21 protein-coding genes are annotated in these 23,339 nt (G+C 65.5%); 14 read left to right on the forward strand and 7 right to left on the reverse strand.

Translation table 11 applies throughout. The annotated features are described in order from the left end of the window. Positions 1-15: 15 nt before the first annotated feature. Positions 16-1,947, reverse strand: coding sequence for an acetate--CoA ligase (gene acs / locus BZF61_RS02455; protein ID WP_086617048.1), 1,932 nt, complete (start codon positions 1,945-1,947; stop codon positions 16-18). Between the two features lie 306 nt (positions 1,948-2,253). Further along, positions 2,254-2,952, reverse strand: coding sequence for an OmpW/AlkL family protein (locus tag BZF61_RS02460; RefSeq protein WP_086617049.1), 699 nt, complete (start codon positions 2,950-2,952; stop codon positions 2,254-2,256). A gap of 147 nt (positions 2,953-3,099) precedes the next feature. On the opposite strand from BZF61_RS02460, the gene BZF61_RS02465 reads away from it, so the two are divergent. From BZF61_RS02465 to gdhA, 12 genes are all read left to right on the forward strand, one after another. Continuing rightward, positions 3,100-3,855, forward strand: a complete 756-nt coding sequence (locus tag BZF61_RS02465; RefSeq protein WP_086617050.1) for a Crp/Fnr family transcriptional regulator — start codon at positions 3,100-3,102, stop codon at positions 3,853-3,855. Positions 3,856-3,929: 74 nt separating this feature from the next. After that, positions 3,930-5,594, forward strand: a complete 1,665-nt coding sequence (gene ccoN / locus BZF61_RS02470) for a cytochrome-c oxidase, cbb3-type subunit I (protein ID WP_086617051.1) — start codon at positions 3,930-3,932, stop codon at positions 5,592-5,594. A 27-nt stretch (positions 5,595-5,621) separates the two neighbouring features. After that, positions 5,622-6,389, forward strand: coding sequence for a cytochrome-c oxidase, cbb3-type subunit II (gene ccoO / locus BZF61_RS02475; RefSeq protein WP_086617052.1), 768 nt, complete (start codon positions 5,622-5,624; stop codon positions 6,387-6,389). Continuing rightward, positions 6,386-6,559, forward strand: a complete 174-nt coding sequence (locus BZF61_RS02480) for a cbb3-type cytochrome oxidase subunit 3 (RefSeq protein WP_086617053.1) — start codon at positions 6,386-6,388, stop codon at positions 6,557-6,559. Before ccoO ends, BZF61_RS02480 begins: the two co-directional genes overlap by 4 nt. Further along, positions 6,540-7,469, forward strand: a complete 930-nt coding sequence (ccoP, locus tag BZF61_RS02485) for a cytochrome-c oxidase, cbb3-type subunit III (RefSeq protein WP_086617054.1) — start codon at positions 6,540-6,542, stop codon at positions 7,467-7,469. The genes BZF61_RS02480 and ccoP overlap by 20 nt, the downstream gene beginning before the upstream one ends. 118 nt (positions 7,470-7,587) lie before the next feature. After that, positions 7,588-9,015 (forward strand): cytochrome c oxidase accessory protein CcoG, encoded by a 1,428-nt coding sequence (ccoG, locus tag BZF61_RS02490; protein WP_086617171.1) that lies wholly within the window; start codon positions 7,588-7,590, stop codon positions 9,013-9,015. Next, entirely contained in the window at positions 9,012-9,467 is a 456-nt protein-coding gene (locus BZF61_RS02495) for a FixH family protein (RefSeq protein ID WP_086617055.1), read from the forward strand. Before ccoG ends, BZF61_RS02495 begins: the two co-directional genes overlap by 4 nt. Next, a complete protein-coding gene (locus BZF61_RS02500; RefSeq protein ID WP_086617056.1) occupies positions 9,464-11,587 on the forward strand; it encodes a heavy metal translocating P-type ATPase in 2,124 nt (707 codons plus the stop codon). The genes BZF61_RS02495 and BZF61_RS02500 overlap by 4 nt, the downstream gene beginning before the upstream one ends. Further along, positions 11,584-11,736 carry a cbb3-type cytochrome oxidase assembly protein CcoS gene (gene ccoS / locus BZF61_RS02505; protein ID WP_086617057.1) on the forward strand — a complete coding sequence of 51 codons (153 nt, stop codon included), beginning with the start codon at positions 11,584-11,586 and terminating at the stop codon, positions 11,734-11,736. The genes BZF61_RS02500 and ccoS overlap by 4 nt, the downstream gene beginning before the upstream one ends. Then, the gene (locus tag BZF61_RS02510; protein WP_086617058.1) at positions 11,733-11,966 is read left to right on the forward strand and encodes a hypothetical protein; all 234 of its coding nucleotides are present in this window, start codon (positions 11,733-11,735) and stop codon (positions 11,964-11,966) included. The genes ccoS and BZF61_RS02510 overlap by 4 nt, the downstream gene beginning before the upstream one ends. Positions 11,967-12,045: 79 nt before the next feature. Beyond that, positions 12,046-13,356, forward strand: coding sequence for an oxygen-independent coproporphyrinogen III oxidase (gene hemN / locus BZF61_RS02515; protein ID WP_086617059.1), 1,311 nt, complete (start codon positions 12,046-12,048; stop codon positions 13,354-13,356). 130 nt (positions 13,357-13,486) lie between these two features. Continuing rightward, on the forward strand, positions 13,487-14,842 hold the full coding sequence (gene gdhA / locus BZF61_RS02520; protein ID WP_086617060.1) for an NADP-specific glutamate dehydrogenase: 1,356 nt from the start codon (positions 13,487-13,489) through the stop codon (positions 14,840-14,842). Positions 14,843-14,908: 66 nt separating this feature from the next. Here gdhA and BZF61_RS02525 read toward each other — a convergent pair whose 3' ends face one another. From BZF61_RS02525 to BZF61_RS02545, 5 genes are all read right to left on the reverse strand, one after another. After that, positions 14,909-15,289 (reverse strand): copper resistance protein CopC, encoded by a 381-nt coding sequence (locus BZF61_RS02525; protein WP_086617172.1) that lies wholly within the window; start codon positions 15,287-15,289, stop codon positions 14,909-14,911. Between the two features lie 18 nt (positions 15,290-15,307). Beyond that, complete coding sequence (locus tag BZF61_RS02530) at positions 15,308-16,252, reverse strand: copper resistance protein B (RefSeq protein ID WP_245804472.1); 945 nt, start codon at positions 16,250-16,252, stop codon at positions 15,308-15,310. Next, entirely contained in the window at positions 16,249-17,967 is a 1,719-nt protein-coding gene (locus BZF61_RS02535) for a copper resistance system multicopper oxidase (RefSeq protein WP_086617061.1), read from the reverse strand. The genes BZF61_RS02530 and BZF61_RS02535 overlap by 4 nt, the downstream gene beginning before the upstream one ends. A 6-nt stretch (positions 17,968-17,973) precedes the next feature. Beyond that, the gene (locus BZF61_RS02540; RefSeq protein ID WP_086617062.1) at positions 17,974-18,396 is read right to left on the reverse strand and encodes a MerR family transcriptional regulator; all 423 of its coding nucleotides are present in this window, start codon (positions 18,394-18,396) and stop codon (positions 17,974-17,976) included. 468 nt (positions 18,397-18,864) lie between these two features. Continuing rightward, positions 18,865-19,815 (reverse strand): tetratricopeptide repeat protein, encoded by a 951-nt coding sequence (locus BZF61_RS02545; RefSeq protein ID WP_086617063.1) that lies wholly within the window; start codon positions 19,813-19,815, stop codon positions 18,865-18,867. Positions 19,816-19,926: 111 nt separating this feature from the next. Between BZF61_RS02545 and BZF61_RS02550 the strand changes: the two genes are divergently transcribed. Next, complete coding sequence (locus BZF61_RS02550) at positions 19,927-22,464, forward strand: cyclic nucleotide-binding domain-containing protein (protein WP_086617064.1); 2,538 nt, start codon at positions 19,927-19,929, stop codon at positions 22,462-22,464. Then, entirely contained in the window at positions 22,464-23,333 is an 870-nt protein-coding gene (locus BZF61_RS02555; protein WP_211276702.1) for a hypothetical protein, read from the forward strand. Before BZF61_RS02550 ends, BZF61_RS02555 begins: the two co-directional genes overlap by 1 nt. The last annotated feature ends 6 nt before the right edge of the window (positions 23,334-23,339 follow it).

The following is a 23,339-nucleotide window of genomic DNA, read 5'->3' on the forward strand; positions in this document are numbered from 1 at the left end:
CAGCCGATGATGGCGTCAGCGGTTCTGTCGGCCTTCGATGAGCCGGTCGACCAGCGAAGGATCGGCCAGCGTCGAGGTGTCGCCCAGCGATCCGAAATCGTTCTCGGCGATTTTGCGCAGGATGCGGCGCATGATCTTGCCGGAGCGGGTCTTGGGCAACCCGTCGGTGAAGTGGATCACGTCGGGCGTGGCGATCGGGCCGATTTCCTTGCGGACATGGGCCTTCAACTCGCCCAGCAGGGCCTCGCTCCCCTCCTCGCCGGCGTTGAGAGTGACATAGCAATAGATGCCCTGGCCCTTGATGTCGTGCGGAAAGCCGACCACCGCCGCCTCGGCCACCTTGGGGTGGAGCACCAGCGCGCTTTCGACCTCGGCGGTGCCCATGCGGTGGCCCGAAACGTTGATCACGTCATCGACCCGGCCGGTGATCCAGTAATAGCCGTCCGCGTCGCGCTTGCAGCCATCGCCAGTGAAATACTTGCCAGCATAGGTGCTGAAATAGGTCTGCACGAAGCGGTCATGATCGCCATAGACGGTGCGCGCCTGGCCCGGCCAGCTATGGGTGATGCACAGGTTGCCCTCGGCCGCGCCTTCAAGCACTCCGCCCTCGTTGTCGACCAGTTGCGGGCGGATGCCGAAGAACGGCAGGCCCGCACTGCCCGGCTTCATGTCGTGCGCGCCGGGCAGGGTGGTGATCATGCAGCCACCGGTTTCGGTCTGCCACCAGGTGTCGACGATCGGGCAGCGGCCCTCGCCCACCACGTCGAAATACCAGCGCCAGGCTTCGGGGTTGATCGGCTCGCCAACCGACCCGAGCAGCCGCAGCGAGGCGCGCGAGCGGCGCTTCACATGATTATCGCCTTCACGCATCAGCGCGCGGATAGCGGTGGGGGCAGTGTAGATGATGTTGACCTGGTGCTTGTCGACCACGTCCCAGAACCTTCCGTGATCGGGATAGTTGGGCACGCCTTCAAACACCATCGCGGTGGCCGCGTTGATCAGCGGGCCATAGACGACATAGGAATGGCCCGTGACCCAGCCGATATCGGCCGTGCACCAGAACACCTCGCCTTGCCTGTAGTCGAAGATGTAGTGAAAGGTTGTCGCGGTCCACACCCCGTAACCGCCGGTGGTGTGGAGCACGCCCTTGGGCTTGCCGGTCGAACCGGAGGTGTAGAGGATGAACAGCGGGTCTTCCGCATTCATCACTTCGCAGGGGCAGTCGGCATCGCTGGCAAGGCTTTCCAGCCAGTGATCGCGGCCTTCCTGCATCGAAATCGCGCCGCCGGTATGGCGGATCACCAGAACACCTTCGACCGGGGTGGCATGCGCCGCTAGCGCAAGCGCAGCATCGACATTGGCCTTCAAGGGCACATGCTTTCCCCCCCTCAGGCCTTCGTCCGCGGTGATCACGAACCGGCTGGCGCAATCCTCGATCCGGCCGGCCAGCGCCTCGGGCGAAAAGCCGCCGAACACCACCGAATGCACCGCCCCCAGCCGTGCGCAGGCGAGCATCGCAACCACGCCTTCGAGGATCATCGGCAGGTAGATTGTCACGCGATCACCGCGCGCCACGCCGAGCGCCTTGAGCGCATTGGCCATGCGCACCACCTCGCGATGCAGTTCGCCATAGGTCAGGCTGCGGCCATCCGCTGCCGGATCATCGGGCTCGAAGATCAGCGCGGTGCGGTCGGCATGGGTGGCAAGGTGCCGGTCGACGGCGTTGTGGCACAGGTTGAGCTGGCCGTCCTCGAACCACTTGATCGCCACCGGATCATAGGACCAATCCCCGGCGATGGTGGGCGCGGTGAACCAGTCGAGCCGCTGTGCCTGTTCAAGCCAGAAGGCATCGGGCGTTTCCACCGAGGCGCGATACATCGCTTCATACTGCTCGGAAGTGCAATGGGTGGGGATATGGGCAATGGGCCGCTCGACGGCGTGGATCATCTCGACTCTCCCTTTTCTGGCCCCCTTGTTACACCAGGCTACCAGCCCCGCGCCCTCAGACAAAGGTCTTACAGACGTCTGCTGGCTGGCGCACAATAACCGCCGGCCTGATGGGCCATTGCGGTATGTCTTGATGAAAACCCTTGCCAAACTGGTACAGTTAGCCCGGCAATGATCGGTCTATCACCCGCGCATGGCCGGTATTGGCGGCATCACCCCGCCGCGCCATCGCGCATCGGGCGCGGCCAAGCAAAACCCCGCCGGCCGCATCCGGCCAGCGGGGACTGTTCCGCATCTTGCCCTGCCTCAGAAACGATAGGTGACCCCGGCGCTCAGCACCCAGGGATCGAGCTTGTGCTCGGTCTCGATCGCCAAGGTGTTGCCGACGTACCAGCGGGCGGTGGTGTCGATGAAGTAGCGCTTGGCATCGAAGCTGAGGCCAAAGCCATCATCCCCGAGCGGCACGTCGAAGCCGGCCTGCAGCGCGAAGCCGAATTCGTCCGAAAGGTCGGTATCGGTGACGCCCAGCGGCAGGGTGGCCGCGCCCGGATCGTCCTTGAGCCAGATGAAATAGGCCACGCCCCCGCCGACATAGGGCTTCACCCCGTCCAGATCGAAGTGATACTTGGCGGTAACGGTAGCCGGCAGCAGCAGCGCGTCCGACACCAGTTCGGCACCTACCGGCAGGCCGGCGGTGGCGTCGACGTCATGCTGGGTCACCCCGGCAATGGTCTCGATCGAGACATTGCCGTTGAGGTAATATTCGACGGCGATGGTCGGCACGAAATTGTCGCTCGCCCTGGTCTGGGTGGTGGCGGGCAGACCCGGCAGGTTAACGTTGATGTCGGTGATCTTGCCGTCGGGCAGCACCGCGGTGCCAAACACCTTGAACTGGATGTCTCCGGCGCGGTCGGTGTCACCTTCCTGAGCCATCGCCGGAGTGGCGGCGAGCCCCAACGCCGCCCCGCCCAAGACAAGATTGGCAAGTATCGCAAACGTCCTCATTCTATTCGTCCTCGTCAGCAGCAGTGGCCGCCCTCCGCGGCCCAGGATGATTGCTGCCTGTGCGGGCCCGTTAGCCACCGCTGACGGCTTCGCTCATTGATCGGGATCAAAGACCTTTGCCGTGACACACGGCATTGCCGCATCATCATGGCAACGATCAGCACCTCTTACGGGCAGCAATGCTTGGAGGCCTTCCGTGACGTTCTGCCCCCCGGAACCGGCGGCGGGCTGACAGCCGACAGGCTGTGTGCGATCGGTTTCTGTCTGCATCTCGCCAAGGGGGAGGAACTGGCGCCCGACGGGCACGAGGACAGGCTGGTCTACATCGCCGCCGGTTCGGCCAAGCTCGCCGCGCAACCGCTTGCCGACACGCCGAGCCGGCAGGTGTTGGCCTTCCATTTCGCCGGGGACATGATCTCGGTGCTGCGCCAAAGCGCCCGGGAGGCGTGGGGCGATTTCCGCCTCGTGGCGCTCACCGACTGCGATCTCGTCGTGTTCCCGGCGGAACGCTTTCTCGACATTGCCCAGAGCGATCCGGCGGTGCTGCGCTCGGTGCTCGCCCGCAGCCTGCAGGCGCTGCACCGCAGCCGCTCGCGGATGATGCAAATGGGCCACAAAACCGCACAACAGCGGATCGCCGACTTCCTTGTCTCGATGGCCGAGCGGCTGGCGGGCTGCACCTCGGGTGCCTGCGCCTTTGCCCTGCCGATGAGCCGCAGGGATATCGGCGACAGTCTGGGCCTGACGATCGAGACGGTGAGCCGCCAGCTCACCGAACTGCGCGAAGCCGGACTGGTGGAGACCGAGGGACGATCGAAAGTCTGCCTCTCGGATGTCGATGCGCTGGCCAGACTGGCCGGACTGAAAAACAGTCAATCAGGCGCGACACCCAAAACCTCCTGACGCAATTTTGATCTCAATCAACAACAGGGATCACGCGAGCCTGCTAGAGCAGGCCGACGAAAGGGACACATATCATGGAAGCAGTCGTAAGACGGTTGGGGCTTTGGGCGCTTGTCCTGCTCGCAGCCATTTGTGCCATCGCCCTGACCCCGGACAGCGGTTTCGCGATCCACATGGGCATCGTCGCGCTGGTGGCGGCGATCCTGATCATCGCCACGCTGGGCACCTATGATCCGCTGGCCAAGGCCCAGAGCCTCTTCCGGATGCCCCCGGGGCCGAGCCGCTACGACGATGACGTGATCCGCTGGGGCGTGATCGCAACCATGTTCTGGGGGCTTGCCGGGCTGCTGGCGGGGGTGTTCGTCGCCGCCCAGCTCGCCTTTCCCTGGCTCAATTTCGAGCCTTACCTCAATTTCGGGCGGCTGCGCCCGCTGCACACCAGCGCGGTGATCTTCGCCTTTGGCGGCAATGCGCTGCTCGCGACCAGCTTCTACGTGGTGCAGCGCACCTGCCGCACCACGCTGGCCCTACCCGGCGTGGCCCGCTTCGTGTTCTGGGGCTACCAGCTGTTCATCGTGCTGGCGGCGACCGGCTACCTGCTCGGCATCACCCAGAGCCGCGAATATGCCGAACCCGAATGGTATGTCGATCTGTGGCTGACGATCGTGTGGGTGGCCTATCTGGCGGTCTTCGTCGCAACCATCCTGCGCCGCCACGAACCGCATATCTACGTCGCCAACTGGTTCTACCTCGCCTTCATCGTCACCATCGCGATGCTGCACGTGGTCAACAACCTCGCACTGCCGGTCAGCCTGCTTGGGGCAAAGAGCTACAGCGCCTTCGCGGGCGTGCAGGACGCGCTGACCCAGTGGTGGTACGGCCATAACGCGGTGGGCTTCTTCCTCACCGCCGGCTTTCTGGCGATGATGTATTACTTCGTGCCCAAACAGGCCGCGCGGCCGGTCTATTCCTACCGCCTGTCGATCATCCACTTCTGGTCGCTGATCTTCCTCTACATCTGGGCCGGCCCGCACCACCTCCATTACACCGCCCTGCCCGACTGGGCGCAGACGCTGGGGATGGTGTTCTCGATCATGCTGTGGATGCCCAGCTGGGGTGGGATGATCAACGGTCTGATGACGCTGAACGGCGCGTGGGACAAAGTGCGCACCGATCCGATCATCCGCATGATGGTGCTGGCGCTCGCCTTCTACGGGATGAGCACCTTCGAAGGCCCGATGCTTTCGATCAAGGCCGTAAACTCGCTCTCGCACTACACCGACTGGACGATCGGCCACGTGCACTCCGGCGCGCTGGGGTGGAACGGGATGATCACCTTCGCCTGCGTGTACTACCTCGTGCCGCGCCTGTGGCAGAAGGAGCGGCTCTACAGCCTGCGGATGGTCAACTGGCACTTCTGGCTCGCGACGCTGGGGATCGTTTTTTACGCCGCTTCGATGTGGGTGGCGGGCATCACCCAGGGCCTGATGTGGCGCGAATATGGCTCGGATGGCTATCTGGTGAACAGCTTCGTCGACACCGTCGCCGCGCTCCACCCGATGTATGTCCTGCGCATGGTGGGCGGCCTGATGTATCTCGGTGGCGCAATCATCATGGCCTACAACATCGCCATGACCATCGCCGGCAGGCAGCGCGCCGAAGCGCCACTGGGCGACACCCCGCATGACCCGGTCGCCGACCATCCGATCTTCGCCCAGCAAGCCCAGCCCGCTGAATAGGCGCGCGGCGCAAAGGAAACGCGAAAAATGAGCAAGAATGCACAACCCAGCCGGATCTTCGACAGCCACAAGCGGCTGGAAAAGAACATAACCCTGCTGGCCGCGGCGACCCTGGTGGTGGTGGCGGCCGGGGGGATCGTGGAAATCGCGCCGCTGTTCTGGATCGACAACACGATCGAGAAGGTGGAGGGGATGCGCCCCTACACCCCGCTCGAACAGGCGGGTCGCGATATCTACATTCGCGAAGGTTGCTATGTCTGCCACAGCCAGATGATCCGTCCCTTCAGGGACGAGGTCGAACGCTACGGCCATTACAGCCTCGCCGCAGAATCGATGTATGATCACCCCTTCCAGTGGGGATCAAAGCGCACCGGGCCGGACCTGGCACGGGTGGGCGGGCGCTATTCGGACGCCTGGCACGTCCAGCATCTCAAGGCCCCGCGCAGCGTGGTGCCCGAAAGCATCATGCCGAGTTACAGCTTCCTTGCCGAAACCGAGCTCAAGGTGGCCGATCCGGCCGCGACGCTGACGGCGCTGCGGCGGGTCGGGGTGCCCTACAGCGATACCGACATTGCCAAGGCGGCCGACGATCTAATGGCACAGGCCAATCCCGATGCCGATGCCGGCGATCTGGCGGAGCGTTATCCCAAGGCGCAGATCCGCGACTATGACGGCGATCCCACCCGCGTGACCGAGATGGACGCGCTGGTCGCCTATCTCCAGATGCTCGGCACGCTGGTCGATGTCGAAAGCGCCGCGGCGCAGGAGGTACTCGCCGGGGAGAAGGGACGGTGAGCGCCTACGAAACCTTTCGCCACTTTGCCGACAGCTACGGGCTGGCGGTGATCTTCGCGCTCTATCTGACGCTGTGCCTGTGGCACTTCCGCCCCGGCGCCAAACGCCACGTGGACGCCGCCAAGCATTCGATTTTCAAGGACGAAGACCATGGCCAACAAGCGGATTGACCAACCCACCGGCACCGAGACCGTCGGCCATGAATGGGACGGCATCGAGGAACTCAACACGCCGCTGCCGCGCTGGTGGCTGTGGACCTTTTACACGACGATCCTTTTCGCGCTGGTCTATGTGGTGCTCTATCCGGCCTGGCCAATGATCGATCGGGCCACGGCCGGCGTGCTCGGCTGGTCGAGCCGTGGCCAGCTCGCCAGCGAAATGAGCGCCGCCCAGGCCGCGCGGGCAGCCGTGGTGCGCAAGATCGCCGCAACCGACATCGAACAGCTCCCCGCTTCGCCCGAACTGATGCAGGCCGCGATTGCCGGGGGCGCCGCAGCGTTCAAGGTCAACTGCGTGCAATGCCACGGCGCGGGCGCGGCGGGTTCGCCGGGCTATCCCAACCTCAATGATGATGACTGGATCTGGGGCGGCACGCTCAGCGACATCGAATACACCATCACCCACGGCATCCGCTGGGAAAGTTCCGATGCAACCCGCGCCAACTTCATGCCTGCTTTTGCGGGCGTGATCGAGAGCGCACAGGTGGACGCGCTGGCAGGCCATGTGCTCTCGCTCTCGGGCAAGGCCAAGCCCAACGCCGCAGGCGCGCAGCTGTTCGCCGACAACTGCGCGGCCTGCCACGGCGCGGGCGGGGAAGGCATGGTGGCGATGGGCGCGCCCGCGCTCAACGATGCGATCTGGCTGTACGGCGGCACGGCTGCCGATGTGAAGAGGCAGATCCTCAGCCCCAAGCACGGCGTCATGCCGGCGTGGAACGAGCGGCTCGATCCGGTGACGATCAAGATGCTGGCGGCCTATGTCCATTCGCGCGGCGGGGGCCAGCAGGCCGCCCCAGCCGTCCCCGCAGGCGAAGCGACGGGCGATGTCGCCCACAGCCCGAAGGCCGAAAATGATGGCTGACCAGCAGGACATCGAGCGCCCCGCCGCGCAGGCGGACACCCCTCCCGACTGGGCCAGTGCGCTCGGTTCCGATGCCCAAACCCCGCGCCTCGCCGCGGTGGCGGAGGACGTGGGCTTCATGGGTTCGGCGCTCTACGAGAAGGGCAAGACGATCCACAACAAGCGGATCAACGGCCCCTTCCGGCGCTTCAAGTGGCTGGTGATGCTCGTTACGCTGACGATCTATTACGCCACCCCGTGGATCCGCTGGGACCGCGGGCCCTATGCCCCCGATCAGGCCGTGCTGATCGATCTCGCCAACCGCCGCTTCTACATGTTCGACATCGAGATATGGCCGCACGAATTCTACTTCGTCGCCGGGATGCTGATCATGGCGGGCATCGGCCTGTTCCTCGTCACCACCGCCGTTGGCCGGGCGTGGTGCGGTTATGCCTGCCCGCAGACGGTTTGGACCGACCTGTTCCAGCATGTCGACCGCTTCTTCGACGGGGATCGCAACGCCCGCATCAAGCTCGACAAGGCCCCGTGGACCGCCTCCAAGATCGCCCGGCGCACCGCCAAGTGGGCGGTCTACCTCGCGATCGCCTTCTGGACGGGCGGCGCGTGGATCATGTATTTCGCCGACGCGCCGACGCTGACGGTGGATTTCTGGACCGGCAACGCCGCGCCGGTCGCCTATGCCACGGTCGCGATCCTCACCGGCACCACCTTCTGGCTTGGCGGCTTCATGCGCGAACAGGTGTGCATCTACATGTGCCCCTGGCCGCGCATCCAGACCGCGATGCTCGATGAAAAGAGCCTCATCGTCACCTACAAGGACTGGCGCGGGGAACCGCGCGGGAGCCTCAAGAAGGCAGCCAAGAACCCTGACCAATACGGCGACTGCATCGACTGCAACATGTGCGTGGCTGTGTGCCCGACGGGCGTGGACATCCGTGAAGGCCAGCAGATCGGCTGCATCACCTGCGGGCTGTGCATCGATGCCTGCGACAAGGTGATGAAGGAAGTCGGCCGCCCGCGCGGGCTGATCGACTACGCCACGCTCGAACAGTGCAAGGCCGAAGCCGCCGGTGCGCCCGCCACCCCGGCGTGGAAAGCCCTGTTGCGGCCGCGCATCTTCATCTATTTCAGCGTCTGGGCGGCGATCGGCGCGGGGCTGCTGTTCGCGCTCGGCACCCGCACCCATACCGATCTCACCGTCTCGCCCGATCGCAACCCGCCGTTCATGCTGCTCAAGGATGGATCGGTGCGCAACGCCTACACCCTGCGCCTGCGCAACATGGAAGCCCGCCCGCGCGAGATGGAAGTGGCGCTCGAAGGAATGCCGCAGGGCGCGGTGATGTGGACCGAGGCGGTCAGCATGGAAAATGCCGCGCCCAAGCAGGTAATCAAAGTGCCCGCCAACGCCACCAAGCTGGTGCGCGCCTATGTCATGCTGCCGCCGGGCGAGGCCGCGAACAGCTTCCGCTTCCGCCTCACCAGCCTTGACGAACAAAGGGAAAGCGATCTCGCCGAAACCACCTTTGCCATGCCGGGGAACGAATGATGCGCAAATCGGGCACCTTCACCGGCAAGCACATGGCGCTGGCGCTGGCCGGCGGGTTCGGTATCGTGATCGCGGTCAATCTGGCAATGGCGCGCATTGCGGTCGGCAGCTTCCACGGCACGGTGGTCGAAAATTCCTACGTCGCCAGCCAGAATTACAACGACTGGTTGGCCAAGGCCGAAGCCTCGCGCCGGCTCGGATGGCAAGTGCAGGCATCGCAGCGCGCCGATGGCCGGGTGGTGCTCGACACCGCCGGGGTTCCTACGGCCGCACGGGTCACCGCCGAGGCCGAGCGCCCGCTCGGCGACTGCGAGGCGAGGCTGCTTGCCTTTGCCCGCGCGGGCGAAGGCCGGTGGATTTCCGACAAGGCTCTGGCGGACGGACGCTGGCGGATGCGCATCGCCATTGTCGCACCGCAAGGGGCCTGGGCCGAGGAGCGCACCCTGCCATGAACGCGCCCTCGCCTGCCCCCGTTGGCGAGACCTCCGCGCTCGTCTCCACCCGTTTTACCGTGCCGGGAATGCGCTGCGCCGGGTGCATCGCCAAGATCGAGCGAGAATTGCCCAAGCTTGCCGGCATCGCCGCCGCGCGTGCCAATTTCTCGGCCAAGCGCGTGGCGATCCGGCACGATCCGGCAATGGACGAAAGCCGCCTCGTCGAAGCCCTGCGCGATCTCGGCTTCGAAGCCCAGCCGGTGGCCGACAACCCGATGGGGATCGAGGACAAGGAGCGCAAGCGCCTGACCCGCGCGCTGGGCGTGGCGGGCTTTGGCATGATGAACATCATGCTGCTCTCGGTCAGCATCTGGTCGGGCGCGGACGGCGCGACGCGCGATCTGTTCCACTGGCTCAGCGCGCTGATCGCCCTGCCGGTGATCGCCTATTCGGGCCGCCCGTTCTTTGCCAGCGCATGGATGGCGCTGCGCCACCGCCGCACCAACATGGACGTGCCGATCTCGATCGGGGTGATCCTCGCTACGGCGCTCAGCCTCTACGAAACCGTCGCCGGGGGCGGGCACGCCTATTTCGAAAGCGCGGTGATGCTGCTGTTCTTCCTGCTCGCGGGCCGCACGCTCGATGCGGCGATGCGCGACCGCACGCGTGCCGAGATTGGCGCGCTGCTCGGGCGGATGGGCAAGAGCGCCAGCGTGATCGGCCCCGATGGCACAACCCGCCGGATGGCCGCCGCCGAACTTGATCCGGGAATGCTTGTGCTGGTCGCGGCCGGCGAGGCGCTGGCCGCCGATGGCGAGGTGGTGGACGGCACCAGCGCGATCGACAATGCGATGCTCACCGGCGAAAGCGCGCCCGAGCCGGTCGGGCCGGGCAGCATCGTCCATGCCGGGGCGATCAACCTTTCCGCTCCCTTGCGCATCCGCCTGACCCATGTGGCCGAGGACACCGCGCTCGCCGAAATCGCCCGGCTGATGGACGAGGCGGGGCAATCGCGCAGTTCCTATGTCCGCATCGCCGACCGCGCCTCGCGCCTTTACGCCCCGGTGGTGCACAGCCTTGCGGCGCTGGCCTTCGCCGGATGGATGATCGCGGGCGCGGGCTGGCACCAGTCGCTCGTCATCGCCATCGCGGTGCTGATCATCACCTGCCCCTGCGCGATGGGCCTTGCGGTGCCCGCCGCACAGGTGGTGGCGTCGGGCGCGCTGCTGCGGCGCGGCCTGCTGGTGAAGGACGGAAGCGCGCTCGAACGCCTTGCCGAATGCGATATCGCCCTGCTCGACAAAACCGGCACGCTTACGCTTGGAAGCCCACGCGCCGATGTGGGAGCGCTCACGCAGAACCAGCGCGCGATCGCGCTGGGGTTGGCGCAGACGAGCCGCCATCCGCTCAGCCGTGGCCTCGCCGCCACGCTGGTGCGCGAAGGGGTCGAGCCTGCCGCGGTGGGCGCTATCCGCGAAGTCAGCGGTGCCGGGTTGACGGGGCGCTGGGAGGGCATCGAGGTTGCCCTCGAACGACCGGAGGATGCAGGCCAGGGCCTCGCCACCTGCCTCAGGATCGGTAGCGAGCGTCACATCATCGCCTTCACCGATCCGCTGCGCTGCGATGCCGCCGCGACGCTCGCCGCGCTCGCGGCACAAGGCGTGTCCGCCAGCATCCTGTCGGGCGATCGCGCCGCGCCGGTCGAGACCCTCGCCCGCGAGCTGGGCCTAGCCGCCACGGCCGAGGCCAGCCCGCAAGCCAAGCTCGCCGCGCTTGAGGCTCTGAAAGCCCAAGGCCGCCGCCCGCTGATGGTGGGCGATGGGCTTAACGATGGCCCCGCGCTTGCCGCCGCCCACGCCTCGATCGCGCCCGGCACGGCCTCGGATGCCAGCCAGCAGGCCGCCGATGCGGTGTTCATCGGCGAAAAGCTGATGCCGGTGGCTCTGGCAGTGCAGGTCGCGCGAAAGACGATGCGGATCGTGCGCGAGAACTTCGCCTTCGCGATCGCCTATAACCTGATCGCGGTGCCGCTCGCCTTGTTTGGCCTCGTTACCCCGCTGATTGCGGCGATTGCCATGTCGGTGAGCTCGCTGGTGGTGGTCGCCAATTCGCTGCGCCTTGCGAAAGCGGCACAATGACCGGCCTCGCCTTCCTTATCCCGATCGCGCTCGGCATGGGGCTGCTGGGGCTTGTCGCCTTCCTGTGGTCGATGAAGGACGGGCAGTATGACGACCTGGAAGGCGCAGCCAACCGCATCCTGATCGATGAGGAGGAGGAGGACGCATGAACGCCGCCCTGCTCCCCTTTGCCCTTGCCGCGCTGGTGCCGGTGATGATCGGGCCGCTCCCGGCACAAGGCGCCACGATCACCGCGCGGCTGTGCAACGGCGGGACGATTACCATTCCGGTCGGCGACGGCGCCCCGGAGCAAGACCGCAACTGCCACCCCAAGGGCTGCCACGCCGGCACCTGTCGTAAGGACAAATCGGGCAAATTGATCTCGCGCAAAGACGCCTGACGGCGTTGCCTTATCGAGGGTTTGCTGGCGCGAACCGCGGGGCGGGCGGTCTGCCGCAAAGAGGGAGCGCCCGACAAAAATGTGGACCTATCACCCCGAACTGCTCGCCACGCCGGTGCCGCGCTACACCAGCTATCCCACCGCCGCGGATTTCGGGCCGCTTGCACAAGGTGCGATCGAACGCGCGATTGCCGGGGCCGAGGGCGATGTCTCGCTCTACCTCCACATCCCGTTCTGCGAGAAGATCTGCTACTATTGCGGCTGCAACACCGGCGCATCGGGCAAGCGGGCGCGGGTTGAGGCTTATCTTGCAGCGCTACATCAGGAACTCGCCACGGTCGCCAGCCTGCTGCCGCAAGCTGCACGTGTGCGACGCATCGCCTTTGGCGGCGGCAGCCCCAATGCGATTGAGCCGCGCGAATTCATGGCGCTTGTGGAAGCGCTGCACGCTCACTTCCCGCTGGTCGCGCCCGAATGGTCGATCGAACTCGATCCGCGCAGCCTGACGGCCGAGTGGAGCCATCTGGTGCGCGAGGCCGGGATCACCCGGGCGAGCATGGGGGTGCAGACCTTCGCCGCCCATTGCCAGAAGGCAATCGGGCGCGAACAGCCCATCGGCATGATCTGCCGCAGCATCGACTGGCTGCGCAGCGGCGGGGTCACCTCGCTCAATTTCGATTTGATGTACGGTTTACCGCACCAGACCATGGTCGATTTGCTCGACAGTCTGGAACATACACGAATGCTCGGCGCGGACCGGGTGGCGGTGTTCGGCTATGCCCATGTGCCGCACATGGTGCCGCGCCAGACGATGATCCCCGAAGACGCCCTGCCGGGTGCCGAAGCGCGCTTTGCCATGGCCGCCAAGGCGCATGAATTCCTCACTGCAGGCGGCTATGCGGCGGTCGGCTTCGATCACTTCGCCCTGCCCCATGACGCGCTGGCCAAGGCAACGCACGACGGCACGCTTAGGCGCAATTTTCAGGGCTTCACCGATGATTGCGCCGAAGTGCTGATCGGCATGGGCGCCACCGCGATCAGTGGCTTTCCCGGTCTGCTCGCGCAGAACGAGAAGCACAATGGCCGCTACCGCGCGCTGTCAGCCGAGGGGCGGCTTTCGGCCAGTCACGGCATCATCCGCTCACCCGAAGACCGTTTGCGCGGCGAGGTGATTACGGCGCTCCTATGCCGCCATGAAGCGGCGCTTTCGCCCTGCCTCATCGCCGAGGCGCGTCCGCGGCTCGCGCCCTACATTGCCCGCGGCCTTGCTAGCCTCGATGGCAACATCTTGCGGATCATGCCAGGCGGCCTGCCCTATGCGCGCGGCATCGCCGCGCTGTTCGACAGCTATCGTGCCGTCACCCGGCGCCGCTTCAGTTCGGCCATCTAAACCTGCCCCGACACCCTCCCGAAACCCGCTTGCAGGAATCTCGCCTTGCGCTGATAATTTGCCGCATAACGACAAGCGGAGTTTCCATCGATCGCATAATCAGATCTATTCGAGAGGGGGGGGGAATCTCATGGCGGTTACTGATCACGTCGACTTGAACGGCTTCATGGAGGGCGTGAAGAAGCGCAATCCGCATCAGCCGGAATTCGTCCAGGCCGTGCAGGAAGTGGCCGAGGACATTTTCGAATTCATCCAGGACAAGGAGGAGTATCACGCGCAGCAGATCCTGCGCCGCATCGCTGAGCCTGATCGCGTGGTCTCGTTCCGGGTGTGCTGGGAGGACGACAACGGCAACATCCGCGTGCAGCGCGGCTGGCGCGTGCAGAACAACAATGCGATCGGCCCCTACAAGGGCGGCATCCGCTTCCACCCCTCGGTGAACGAGTCGGTGCTGAAGTTTCTGGCCTTCGAACAGACCTTCAAGAACGCGCTCACCGGCCTGCCGATGGGCGGCGGAAAGGGCGGGGCCAACTTCAATCCCAAGGGCAAGTCGGTGCGCGAGATCATGCGCTTCTGCCAGTCCTTCATGACCGAGCTCTATCGCCACATCGGCGCCGATGTCGACGTTCCGGCGGGCGACATCGGCGTGGGCGCGCGCGAGATCGGCTTCATGTTCGGCCAGTACAAGCGCATCACCAACCACTTCACCGGCGTGCTCACCGGCAAGGGGCTGGAATGGGGCGGCTCGCTGATCCGCACCGAAGCGACCGGCTACGGCGCGGTCTATTTCCTCGAAAACATGCTGGCGACCAAGGGCGAGGGCGTGGCCGGCAAGACCGCGGTGATCTCAGGATCGGGCAATGTCGCCACCCATGCGGCGGAAAAGATCGTGCAGCTCGGCGGCAAGGTGCTGACCCTTTCGGACAGCGGTGGCTTCATCCACGATCCCGACGGTATCGACCAGGAAAAGATCGACTGGGTGAAAACCCACAAGACCCACCGTCGCGGCCGGATCGAGGAATATGTCGAGGCCTTCCCCAGGGCGACTTTCCACCCCGGCAAGACCCCATGGGGCGTGCCCTGCGACGTCGCCCTGCCCTGCGCCACGCAGAACGAATTGCTGGGAGAGGATGCCAAGACACTGATCGCCAACGGCTGCAAGGCAGTTTCGGAAGGCGCGAACATGCCGACCGACCTCGACGGGGTGCACGTCTTCAAGCACCACAAGATCCTCTACGCCCCGGGCAAGGCCTCGAACGCGGGCGGCGTGGCGGTTTCGGGCCTCGAAATGAGCCAGAACTCCGAACGCCGCTCGTGGAAGGAGGAAGAGCTCCAGCAGATGCTCAAGGACATCATGAAGGGCATCCATGACAGCTGCATCCGCTATGGCGATCAGGGCGACGGTTACATCGACTACGTCAAGGGCGCGAATATTGCCGGCTTCAAGAAGGTTGCCGACGCGATGCTGGCGTTTGGCGTCGTGTAGGGAACGCAGGCGACCGGCCCGGGCGGGCGGCCCCCGGCCAGAGCGCAGCGCCTAGCGACCTCGGGCCTACCGAACCTCGAAGCTCACGGTTCCCGTCATCATGTGCCCGTCGGCGGCAGAAGCCTGCCAGCGCACCTCGTAGGTGCCGGCCGGCAGCGGCTTGGGCAGCGCCAAAGTCAGTGTGTGACCGTCCTGCGACCAGCGCGGCGTGAAGTTGCGGATCGGCATCTCGCCGTGGTTCGCCATGCCCGGCATCGCAGTCATGATGATGCTTGCCGCCGCAGTGGCGGGATCAACCGGCATGTCGAAGATCAGGGTGACGGTTCTGGGAGCCTTGGCCTCGCTGCCGGCAGCAGGCGTCGATCCGGCCAGTTTGACATGGGCGAGCAGCGCCGAGGGCGTGAGCGCGGCAAGGGCGAGAGCGGCAAGCACGGCAGGGATACGCATAGGAATGTCCTTCATCGTTCAGAACCAGAAACGGATGCCCGCCACAAGGCTGGTGGAAGAGGAAGCCTGTCCGGCAGCGCGCGCGAAATCCGCGCCCTTGCCGGTCCGCCATGATTGCTCGATGCCGATATAGGGCGCGAATTCGCGACGAAATTCATAGCGCAGCCGCGCGCCGGCCTCGATCTGGTCGATCCCCGCCCCGATGCCGAGTTCGGGCACGTCCTGCGCGGACAGATTGGCCTCGATGCGCGGCTGGAGGATCAGGCGCTGGGTGATGCGCTGGTCGACCTCGCCTTCGATCCGCGCGGTCAGGTCGCCGCGATGAGAGAGGAACAGCGCGGCGTCGATCTCGAACATGTAGGGTGCAAGGCCCTGCACGCCGATCACCGCATGGGTGGTGTCGGGCCCGGCGATATCTTGGCGGATGCCTGCCTGCATGTCCCAGAAGGGCGCGAAGGCGCGGGCATAAAGCGCCTGGACTTCGGCATCCTCGGGCGAGGCGCCCCACTCGCCCTCGCCCTCGCTCTTGAACCACAGGCGGCTGGTGGGGCCGCCGTAATAGCCTTGGATATCCCACAGATAGAGGTCCTGGCCCTCGCGCAGCTGCGTCTCCAGCCGGTCACCCTGAAGCCAGAACACCGGAAAATCGCCATGGGTGCGGCGCAGTTCCTCGCGCGAGGCGGCCATTGCCGCGCTGCCCCAGATCGCGTCGGCGGCGCGCGGCGGCCCGCTTCCGGCGGATGCGGGAGGAGGGGTTTCCATGCTCGGCCCCGGAGAGGCTGGCTCGGCTGCATCGTTCATCGCGTGCCCTGCGTGCAGGTCGTGGCCGGCGTCCGGATCCTGTGCGCCGACAGCCTCATGCGCGGCATGATCTTTCTGCTCCCCGGCAGGCGCGTGTTGCCGGTGCTGCGCGGCGAGCGGCGAGCCGGTCGCCAGAAGCGCGAAAGCGATCGCAATCCTCACGTGCCGCTCTCCGGCGGGCCCATGACGGTGACGGTCTGCATCATGCCGCCATGCATGTGGTAGAGCAGGTGGCAGTGGAACGCCCAGTCACCAGGCTCGTTGGCGGTGAGATCGAACTGCACGGATGCGCCAGGCTGGACGATCACCACGTTCTTGCGCGGCTGGTGGGCGGCGTCCTCGCCGTTGACCAGCTCGAAGAACATCCCGTGCAGGTGGATGGGGTGCGCCATCATGGTGTTGTTGACGAGCTTCACCCGCACCCGTTCGTTCCAGGCAAAGCGGATCGGCCTGTCATGGACTGCGGAATACATTTCGCCGTCGAACGACCACATGTAGCGTTCCATGTTGCCGGTGAGGTGCAATTCGAGCAGGCGCGACGGTTCGCGGGTGTCGGCATTGGGTTCGAGCGCCGAGAGCATCCGGTAATTGAGCACCCGGTGCTCCACGTCGCGCAGGCCGAGGCCAGGGTCGCCCAGCTTGTCGACCGGAGCCATCGAAACCATGTCGATCCCCGGCCCCACCTTCACGTCGGGCGGCAAGAGCAGGGTGTCGCGCATTTTCATGCCGTCCATGCTGTGCGCGCCATGTCCCCCGTCGCCATGGTTCATGCCCATGTCGCCCATGTCGAGCAGCGGCGGCTGGCGAAGCGGCGGGATGGCTGCGCGGGCGCCGGGACGGCTTGCCAGCGTGGCCAGCGCCATGCCGGAGCGGTCCATGCTTTCCGCGACGATGCTATAGGCTTCGGCGCGTGGTTCCACGATCACGTCGTAGGTTTCCGCCGTGCCGATCTGGAACTCGTCGACTTCGACCGGCTTCACGTTCTGGCCGTCGGCGGCGATCACCGTCATCGGCAGGCCGGGGATGCGCAGGTTGAAGAAGGTCATCGCCGCGCCGTTGATGACGCGCAGGCGGACGCGCTCGCCAGGGCGGAACAGATATTCCAGCCCCTCTTGCGGCCCGCGCCCGTTGGCCAGGTAGGTGTAGGTCGAACCCGTCACGTCCGCGATATCCGTCGCAGGCATCCGCATTTCAGCCCACATCCGGCGATCCTCGGCGGAGAGCGGGTAATCATCGCTCCAACTGGTCTGCTGGAAGTTGAAATAGCCCTTGCCGGTGCGCAACCGATGCATGATCTTGTGCGGGTCGAGCGGGGTGAACTCGCTCAACAGCAGGATGTAGTCGCGGTCATACTCCGCCGGTTCCTCGCCTGCCGGATCGATGACCAGCGGGCCATAATGGCCAGCCTGTTCCTGCAAGCCCGAATGGCTGTGATACCAGTAGGTGCCAGACTGCCGCACCGGGAATTCGTAGGTGAAGGTCTGCCCCGGCTTGATGCCCGGAAAGCTGATTCCCGGCACCCCGTCCATGTGGAACGGCACCAGCAGCCCGTGCCAGTGGATCGAGGTGTCTTCGGCGAGGTGGTTGGTGACGTTGAGGCGGACGCTATCGCCTTGCTTGAGGCGGAGGAGTGGGCCGGGAACGCTCCCGTTTATGGCGATGCCATGCCCTTTGCGACCCTGCACGATGCGCGGGCCATGGCCCACCGAAAGGTCGATCACCGGGCCTGCAAGCTCGTCAAAGCCGGGGCGGATGGGCGTGCCGCCGCGCTGCCGGTGGATCGAGTGGCCCCGCGCCCATGCGGGCAAGGCGGCAAGGGCCGAGGCGACACCGGCGGCACGGAAAAGGCCGCGACGGGAAAGCGGGGGCACGGTCATGCGTTCCTACACGCGGCGGGCGCGGTTCGGGGTGCCTTGCGACTGGCCTTGCTCGGGAATGCGGAAGGCGGCCAGGATCGGGCACGGACCCTTCGCGCCTTTCGCGCAGTCGTCAACCAGCTCCTTGAGCGCGGCACGCATCCTTGTGAGGGTCGCGATTTTTTCGTCAATCGCGATGATGCGGGCTTCGGCAAGCGCGCGGGCGGCAGCGCGGTCGTCGCTTTCGAGGCCGAGCAGGATGGCGATCTCCTCAAGCGTGAAGCCCGCTGTCTGCGCCGCCCGGATCGAGCGCAGCCGCTCCAGATCCGCTGCCGTGTAGCGCCGCACTCCCTTTGCGCGCGGCGGCTCGGCAAGCAGTCCGCGGCGCTGATAGAAGCGGATCGTCTCGACCGAGACACCGCCGGCACTCGCCAGATCACCAATCTTCATTTCAAACTCTTGAAACCGTACTATGATACAGGAGCTATGTACGGATTCTCCTCGCTTGGCTCAAGGTTGATCCGACATGGCATCGCAACCCATGATGGGCCTTCGCTACCGCATGGTGATGCAGGCCATGCCTGGCCCTAGGGGCTCAAGTCGCGCCACCTGCTGGAATCCAGAAGCTATGTGGTGGAAGATCACCATCTCGCCACGCGCAAGGAGACCGATCGCTTCAGGGCTCAAAACGGGGTGGCCAACACACCCCAAACCATCATCGATGGCGTGCAGATCGGCGGCTATGACGATCTGCCCCGCTTCCTTGGCCTGAAAGTCGCCGATCTTTCAGCCACCACCTGTCGCCCGGTGTTAGCCCTGTTCGCAATGAGCGCGCAGATGGCGATGGCGCGCGGACAGGACGCTGACCTGCGCGATCCGGCGCTCTGGGCACGCTTCGTCTTCGTCGGACGCTGGCGCCTAGCTGATCCCCAGCACCGCTGCCTGGCGCTTGAGCTCGGCGGCCTCGTCCGGATTGGCCTTGATCGCCGCTTCCAGCGCAGCCCTGGCCTTGGCCGGTTCGCCCAAGGTCATGCGGCTGCGCATCAGCATCACCCAGCCGTCAGGGTTTCGGGGTTGCCTCCTCAGCCGCTCCTCGAGCCGGGCGACCATGCCTTCGGCCATCTGGCGCTGTTCGGACGGCTTCAGGCTGCTTGCTGCGGCGACCTCGGCCGCGCTCGGCCCGCGGACATTGGGCGAGGCGGCATCGCCGGCTATGCTGCCCGAACCTGGGGCGAGGATCGCGGGCTTGCGGCCCTCCCGCGCCTTGGCGAGGCGCGCGGCGACATCGATCTGGTTCATCTTCCCGACCTGTTCGATCGTGCGCACCAGATCTGCCTCCCACGGCGCGCCTGGCGGGGTGTCGGCGAGAAGATCGAGCCAAGCGGCGATCGCGCCTTCATGATCCTTGTCGAGATCCTTCTTGGCGGCAAGAAAATAGCGCGCCCGCGGGTCTTGCGGATCGAGCGCCACCGCCTTCTCGAACGCGGCCAGCGCCTCGGGGGGGAGCGGATCGCGCTTCGAGGCCATCACCAGCGCCTCACCCAGCGCCGACCACAGCACCGCCGCAGCCGGATCGATTGCGACCGCGCGGCGGTAGGCTCCGGCCGCCTCGCCGAATTCCCCCGCCTGGAAATAGGCAAAGGCGAGGTCCGCCCATGGCCCGGCGTCGTCCTTCGACGCCTCGGCAGCGGCGCGCAACTCTTCGATTGTCTGCGGCGCATCAGTCGCAGCGGCTTCATCCGATCCGCCACCCGCACCTTGGGAAAGATTGTAGCCGATCGAGCCCGCGGCGAGCAGCAGCGCCGCCCCCAGCAATATCCATCCCGCCTTCGATGACCCGCCCCTGGCGGACTGTTCGCTCGTTCCCATCCTGCCTCGCTAGCATCGCGCGCAAAAACGGGCAATTCGCTCTGGCATCCAAGGCGCAATTGGGTATGGTGTGCATGAAGGTGCGATCTATCCACGAAGGGGGGAGGATAGGTGACCGGGGTGTTCAAGGTCGCGATCATCGGATCTGGCCCTGCGGGCCTGAGCGCCGCCGCACGAGCCGCGGCGCTCGGCATCAGCCACGTGCTGCTCGAAAAGACCGATCACCTCTCGGATACGATCTACAAATACCAGAAGGGCAAGCACGTCATGGCGACGCCCTCCAATCTGGTGCTGCGCTCGGACATCGATTTCGACGCAGGCAAGCGCGAGACGATCCTCGCCATCTGGGAAGAGCAGATCGCCGGCCACAAGGTCAATGTGAAGTATCATGCCGAAGCCAAGGCGATCCGCGGCACCGGCGCTCCGATCCCTGGCTCGGTGCAGCAGATTGTCACCCGCGCGCGCGACGGCACCAGGAACGTCAAGGAAATCCAGCGCCACGCCCCGCCCTATGCCATCGAGCTGACCAATGGCGAGACGGTGATGGCCGAGAACGTGGTCCTCGCCATCGGGACGCAGGGCAACCCCAACCGGATGCGCTGCCCGGGCGCTGATCTGCCGCATGTGCAGTACCAGCTCGACGATCCGACCGAATATGTCGACGAACATATCGTGGTTGTCGGCACGGGTGACGCGGGGATCGAAAACGCCCGCGGGCTTGCCGAGGATCCGGCGCAGCGCAACACCGTCTCGATCCTCAACCGCGGCACCGAATTCCCGACCGCCAAACCGGCCAATGTCAGCGCGCTGATGGCCGATCACGAAGCGGGCAAGCTCACGATCCGCTTTGAAAGCGAGACCAAGGCGATCGAGCCGGGGTGGATCACGCTCGCAACCCGCGACGGCGAGATCCGCATTCGCTGCGACCGGGTGATCGCGCGGATCGGTTCGGCCCCGCCCCGCGCCTTTGTCGAGGAATGCGGGATCGAGTTCACCAGCGAGGATCGCGGCGCCTTCCCCAAGCTTTCGCCGGTGTTCGAATCGACCGCGCCGGGCATCTTCGTGATTGGCGCCCTGGCGGGCTATCCGCTGATCAAGCACTGCATGAACCAGGGCCACGACGTCATCGAGTTCATCAACGGCAACACCGACTTGAAGCCCGCCGACGAACCGATCATCGCCGCCAAGTTCGCAAATCTCCCCGGCAAGCGCAGCACCGAGGAATGGCTCGAGTTCCTGCGCGCCAACGTGTCGATTCTGAACGGCATGAACCCGCTCCAGATGCGCGAGTTCATGCTCGACAGCGAAGTGAAATATTATGCTCCTGGCGAAGTGATCTTCGAGCGCAATGCGCCCGGCTCCTCTTTGTTCGGGATCGCCAGCGGCTCGGTTGCGGTGGAAGTGAACCCCGCCGATCCCTCGGTCACCATCCCGATCGAGACCGGCTCGATCTTCGGCGAGGTGGGCCTGATTTCCGGACGCCGCCGCGGGGCGACCATCCGTGCGGCGGAAGACACCATCGTGGTCGAAATCTCGCGCCTTGCCGCGCTCAAACTGCAATCGCAGGTGCCATCCGCGAAGAATGCCATCGAACGCATCTCGATCGAGCGCCAGCTGCTGCAGATGTTCGGATCGGGGCTGACGCGCGAGGATGTCGCACCACTGGTCGAGGCCGCCCAGGTCGAGGAAAAGCGAGCAGGCGAAGTGGTTGTGGCCGAAGGCGCGGACGACAAGGATGTGTTCATCATCCGCCGCGGCTCGATGATCGTCGAAAAGCAAATCGGCGACAGGCCGGTGTTCCTCTCCTACTTGCCCGCCGGATCATACTTTGGCGAAATGGCGGTGATCGACGGGTCGAAGCGTACCGCGACGGTCAAGGCGGCGATCAAGTCGGAAGTGATCCGCCTGCCGGGCGAGGGCTTCCTCCGACTGCTCGACAGGAACCCGCGGCTGCGCGAGCGCGCACTCAAGGACATGGAGGGCCGGCGCGCCACCAATGCCTTCATCGAAGCGCAGAAGGACAGCTTCTCCGGCGCGGTCGATCTCTATTCCAAGACCGCGCAGTTCCTCGTCGACAACGGCATCGGCGAGGCGACCGACGTGCTGCTGATCGACGAGAAGCTGTGCATCGGCTGCGACAACTGCGAAAGGGCCTGCGCCGATAGCCATGACGGACTCTCGCGGCTCGATCGCGAGGCAGGCAAGACCTACGCCCACCTGCATGTGCCGACCTCGTGCCGCCATTGTGAGCACCCGCACTGCATGGCCGACTGCCCGCCAAACGCGATCAAGCGCGGGCCGGACGGCGAGGTGTTCATCGACGAGACCTGCATCGGCTGCGGCAATTGCCAGCGCAACTGCCCCTACGGCGTGATCCGCATGGATGCCAAGCCGCCCAAGAAGCCAAGCCTCTTGCAATGGATGCTGTTCGGCAAGGGCCCCGGGCCGGGCGAGCCCTCCTACAGCTGGCGCAAGAAGGCCATCGAGGCCGAGGGCGTGCAGAAGCCGAAGCAGGCGATAAAGTGCGACATGTGCTCCGGCATCGATGGTGGCCCGGCCTGCGTGCGCGCCTGCCCGACCGGGGCGGCGATCCGCGTCAGCCCAGACAAGTTCCTGACCTTCACCAAGCTCACCGAGGACGCCGAGTAATGGCAACCAAGGCAACCGGTGGCATCGGACGGTTCGCGCAGGACGAGCGGCGGCGCGATTCCGATCACGTCAGCTTTCTGAAGCACAAGGGCTTTCGCTGGTTGTGGATCGCGCTCGGCCTGTGTCTGGCTGCGATTGCGGGCTATCTGCTGATCGATCAGGAGCCGCGCCCCAACGGCGGATCGTGGTACGGCTATACGCTGGGCACCATCGGCTTTGCGCTGATCCTGTGGCTCTCGCTGCTGGGAGTGAGGAAGCGGCGCATCAATCCGGGGGCGTGGAGCCTCAAGGCGTGGACCTCGGCCCATGTCTATCTCGGTCTATCATTGCTTGTCATCGGCACGCTGCACACGGGCTTCCAGATCGGCTGGAACGTCCACACGCTCGCCTATGTGCTGATGCTGCTGGTGATCTTCTCCGGGATCTACGGTGTCTATGTCTATGCCACGCTGCCGCAGAGCCTGTCGGCCAATCGCAAGGAAATGACCCGCAAGCAGATGCTGGAGGCGCTGACCGCGATCGACCGCCAGCTCGAAAGCGCGGCCCAGCCGCTCGGGCGGGCCGAGGCCGATATGGTGATCGCGGCGCTGGAACAGGACGTCTTTGCCGGCGGGCCGGTCGCGCGGCTTACCGGCAGCTATCCGGGCTGTGCAACGGCACGGGCGCTGAGGGCCATCGGCACCGGCTCGCAAGCCGCCACCCGTGTCACGGCGCTGCTCGAAAAGCGCAGCGAACAGCTCGCCCAGATCCGCGGGCAATTGCGCATCCGCGCGATGCTGGAGATCTGGCTGTTCATCCACATCCCGCTGACCATCGCACTGCTCGCCGCGCTCACCGCGCACGTCATCAGCGTGTTTTACTACTGGTGAGGAACG

The organism is Erythrobacter tepidarius, from assembly GCF_002155695.1.
Classification (GTDB): domain Bacteria; phylum Pseudomonadota; class Alphaproteobacteria; order Sphingomonadales; family Sphingomonadaceae; genus Erythrobacter; species Erythrobacter tepidarius.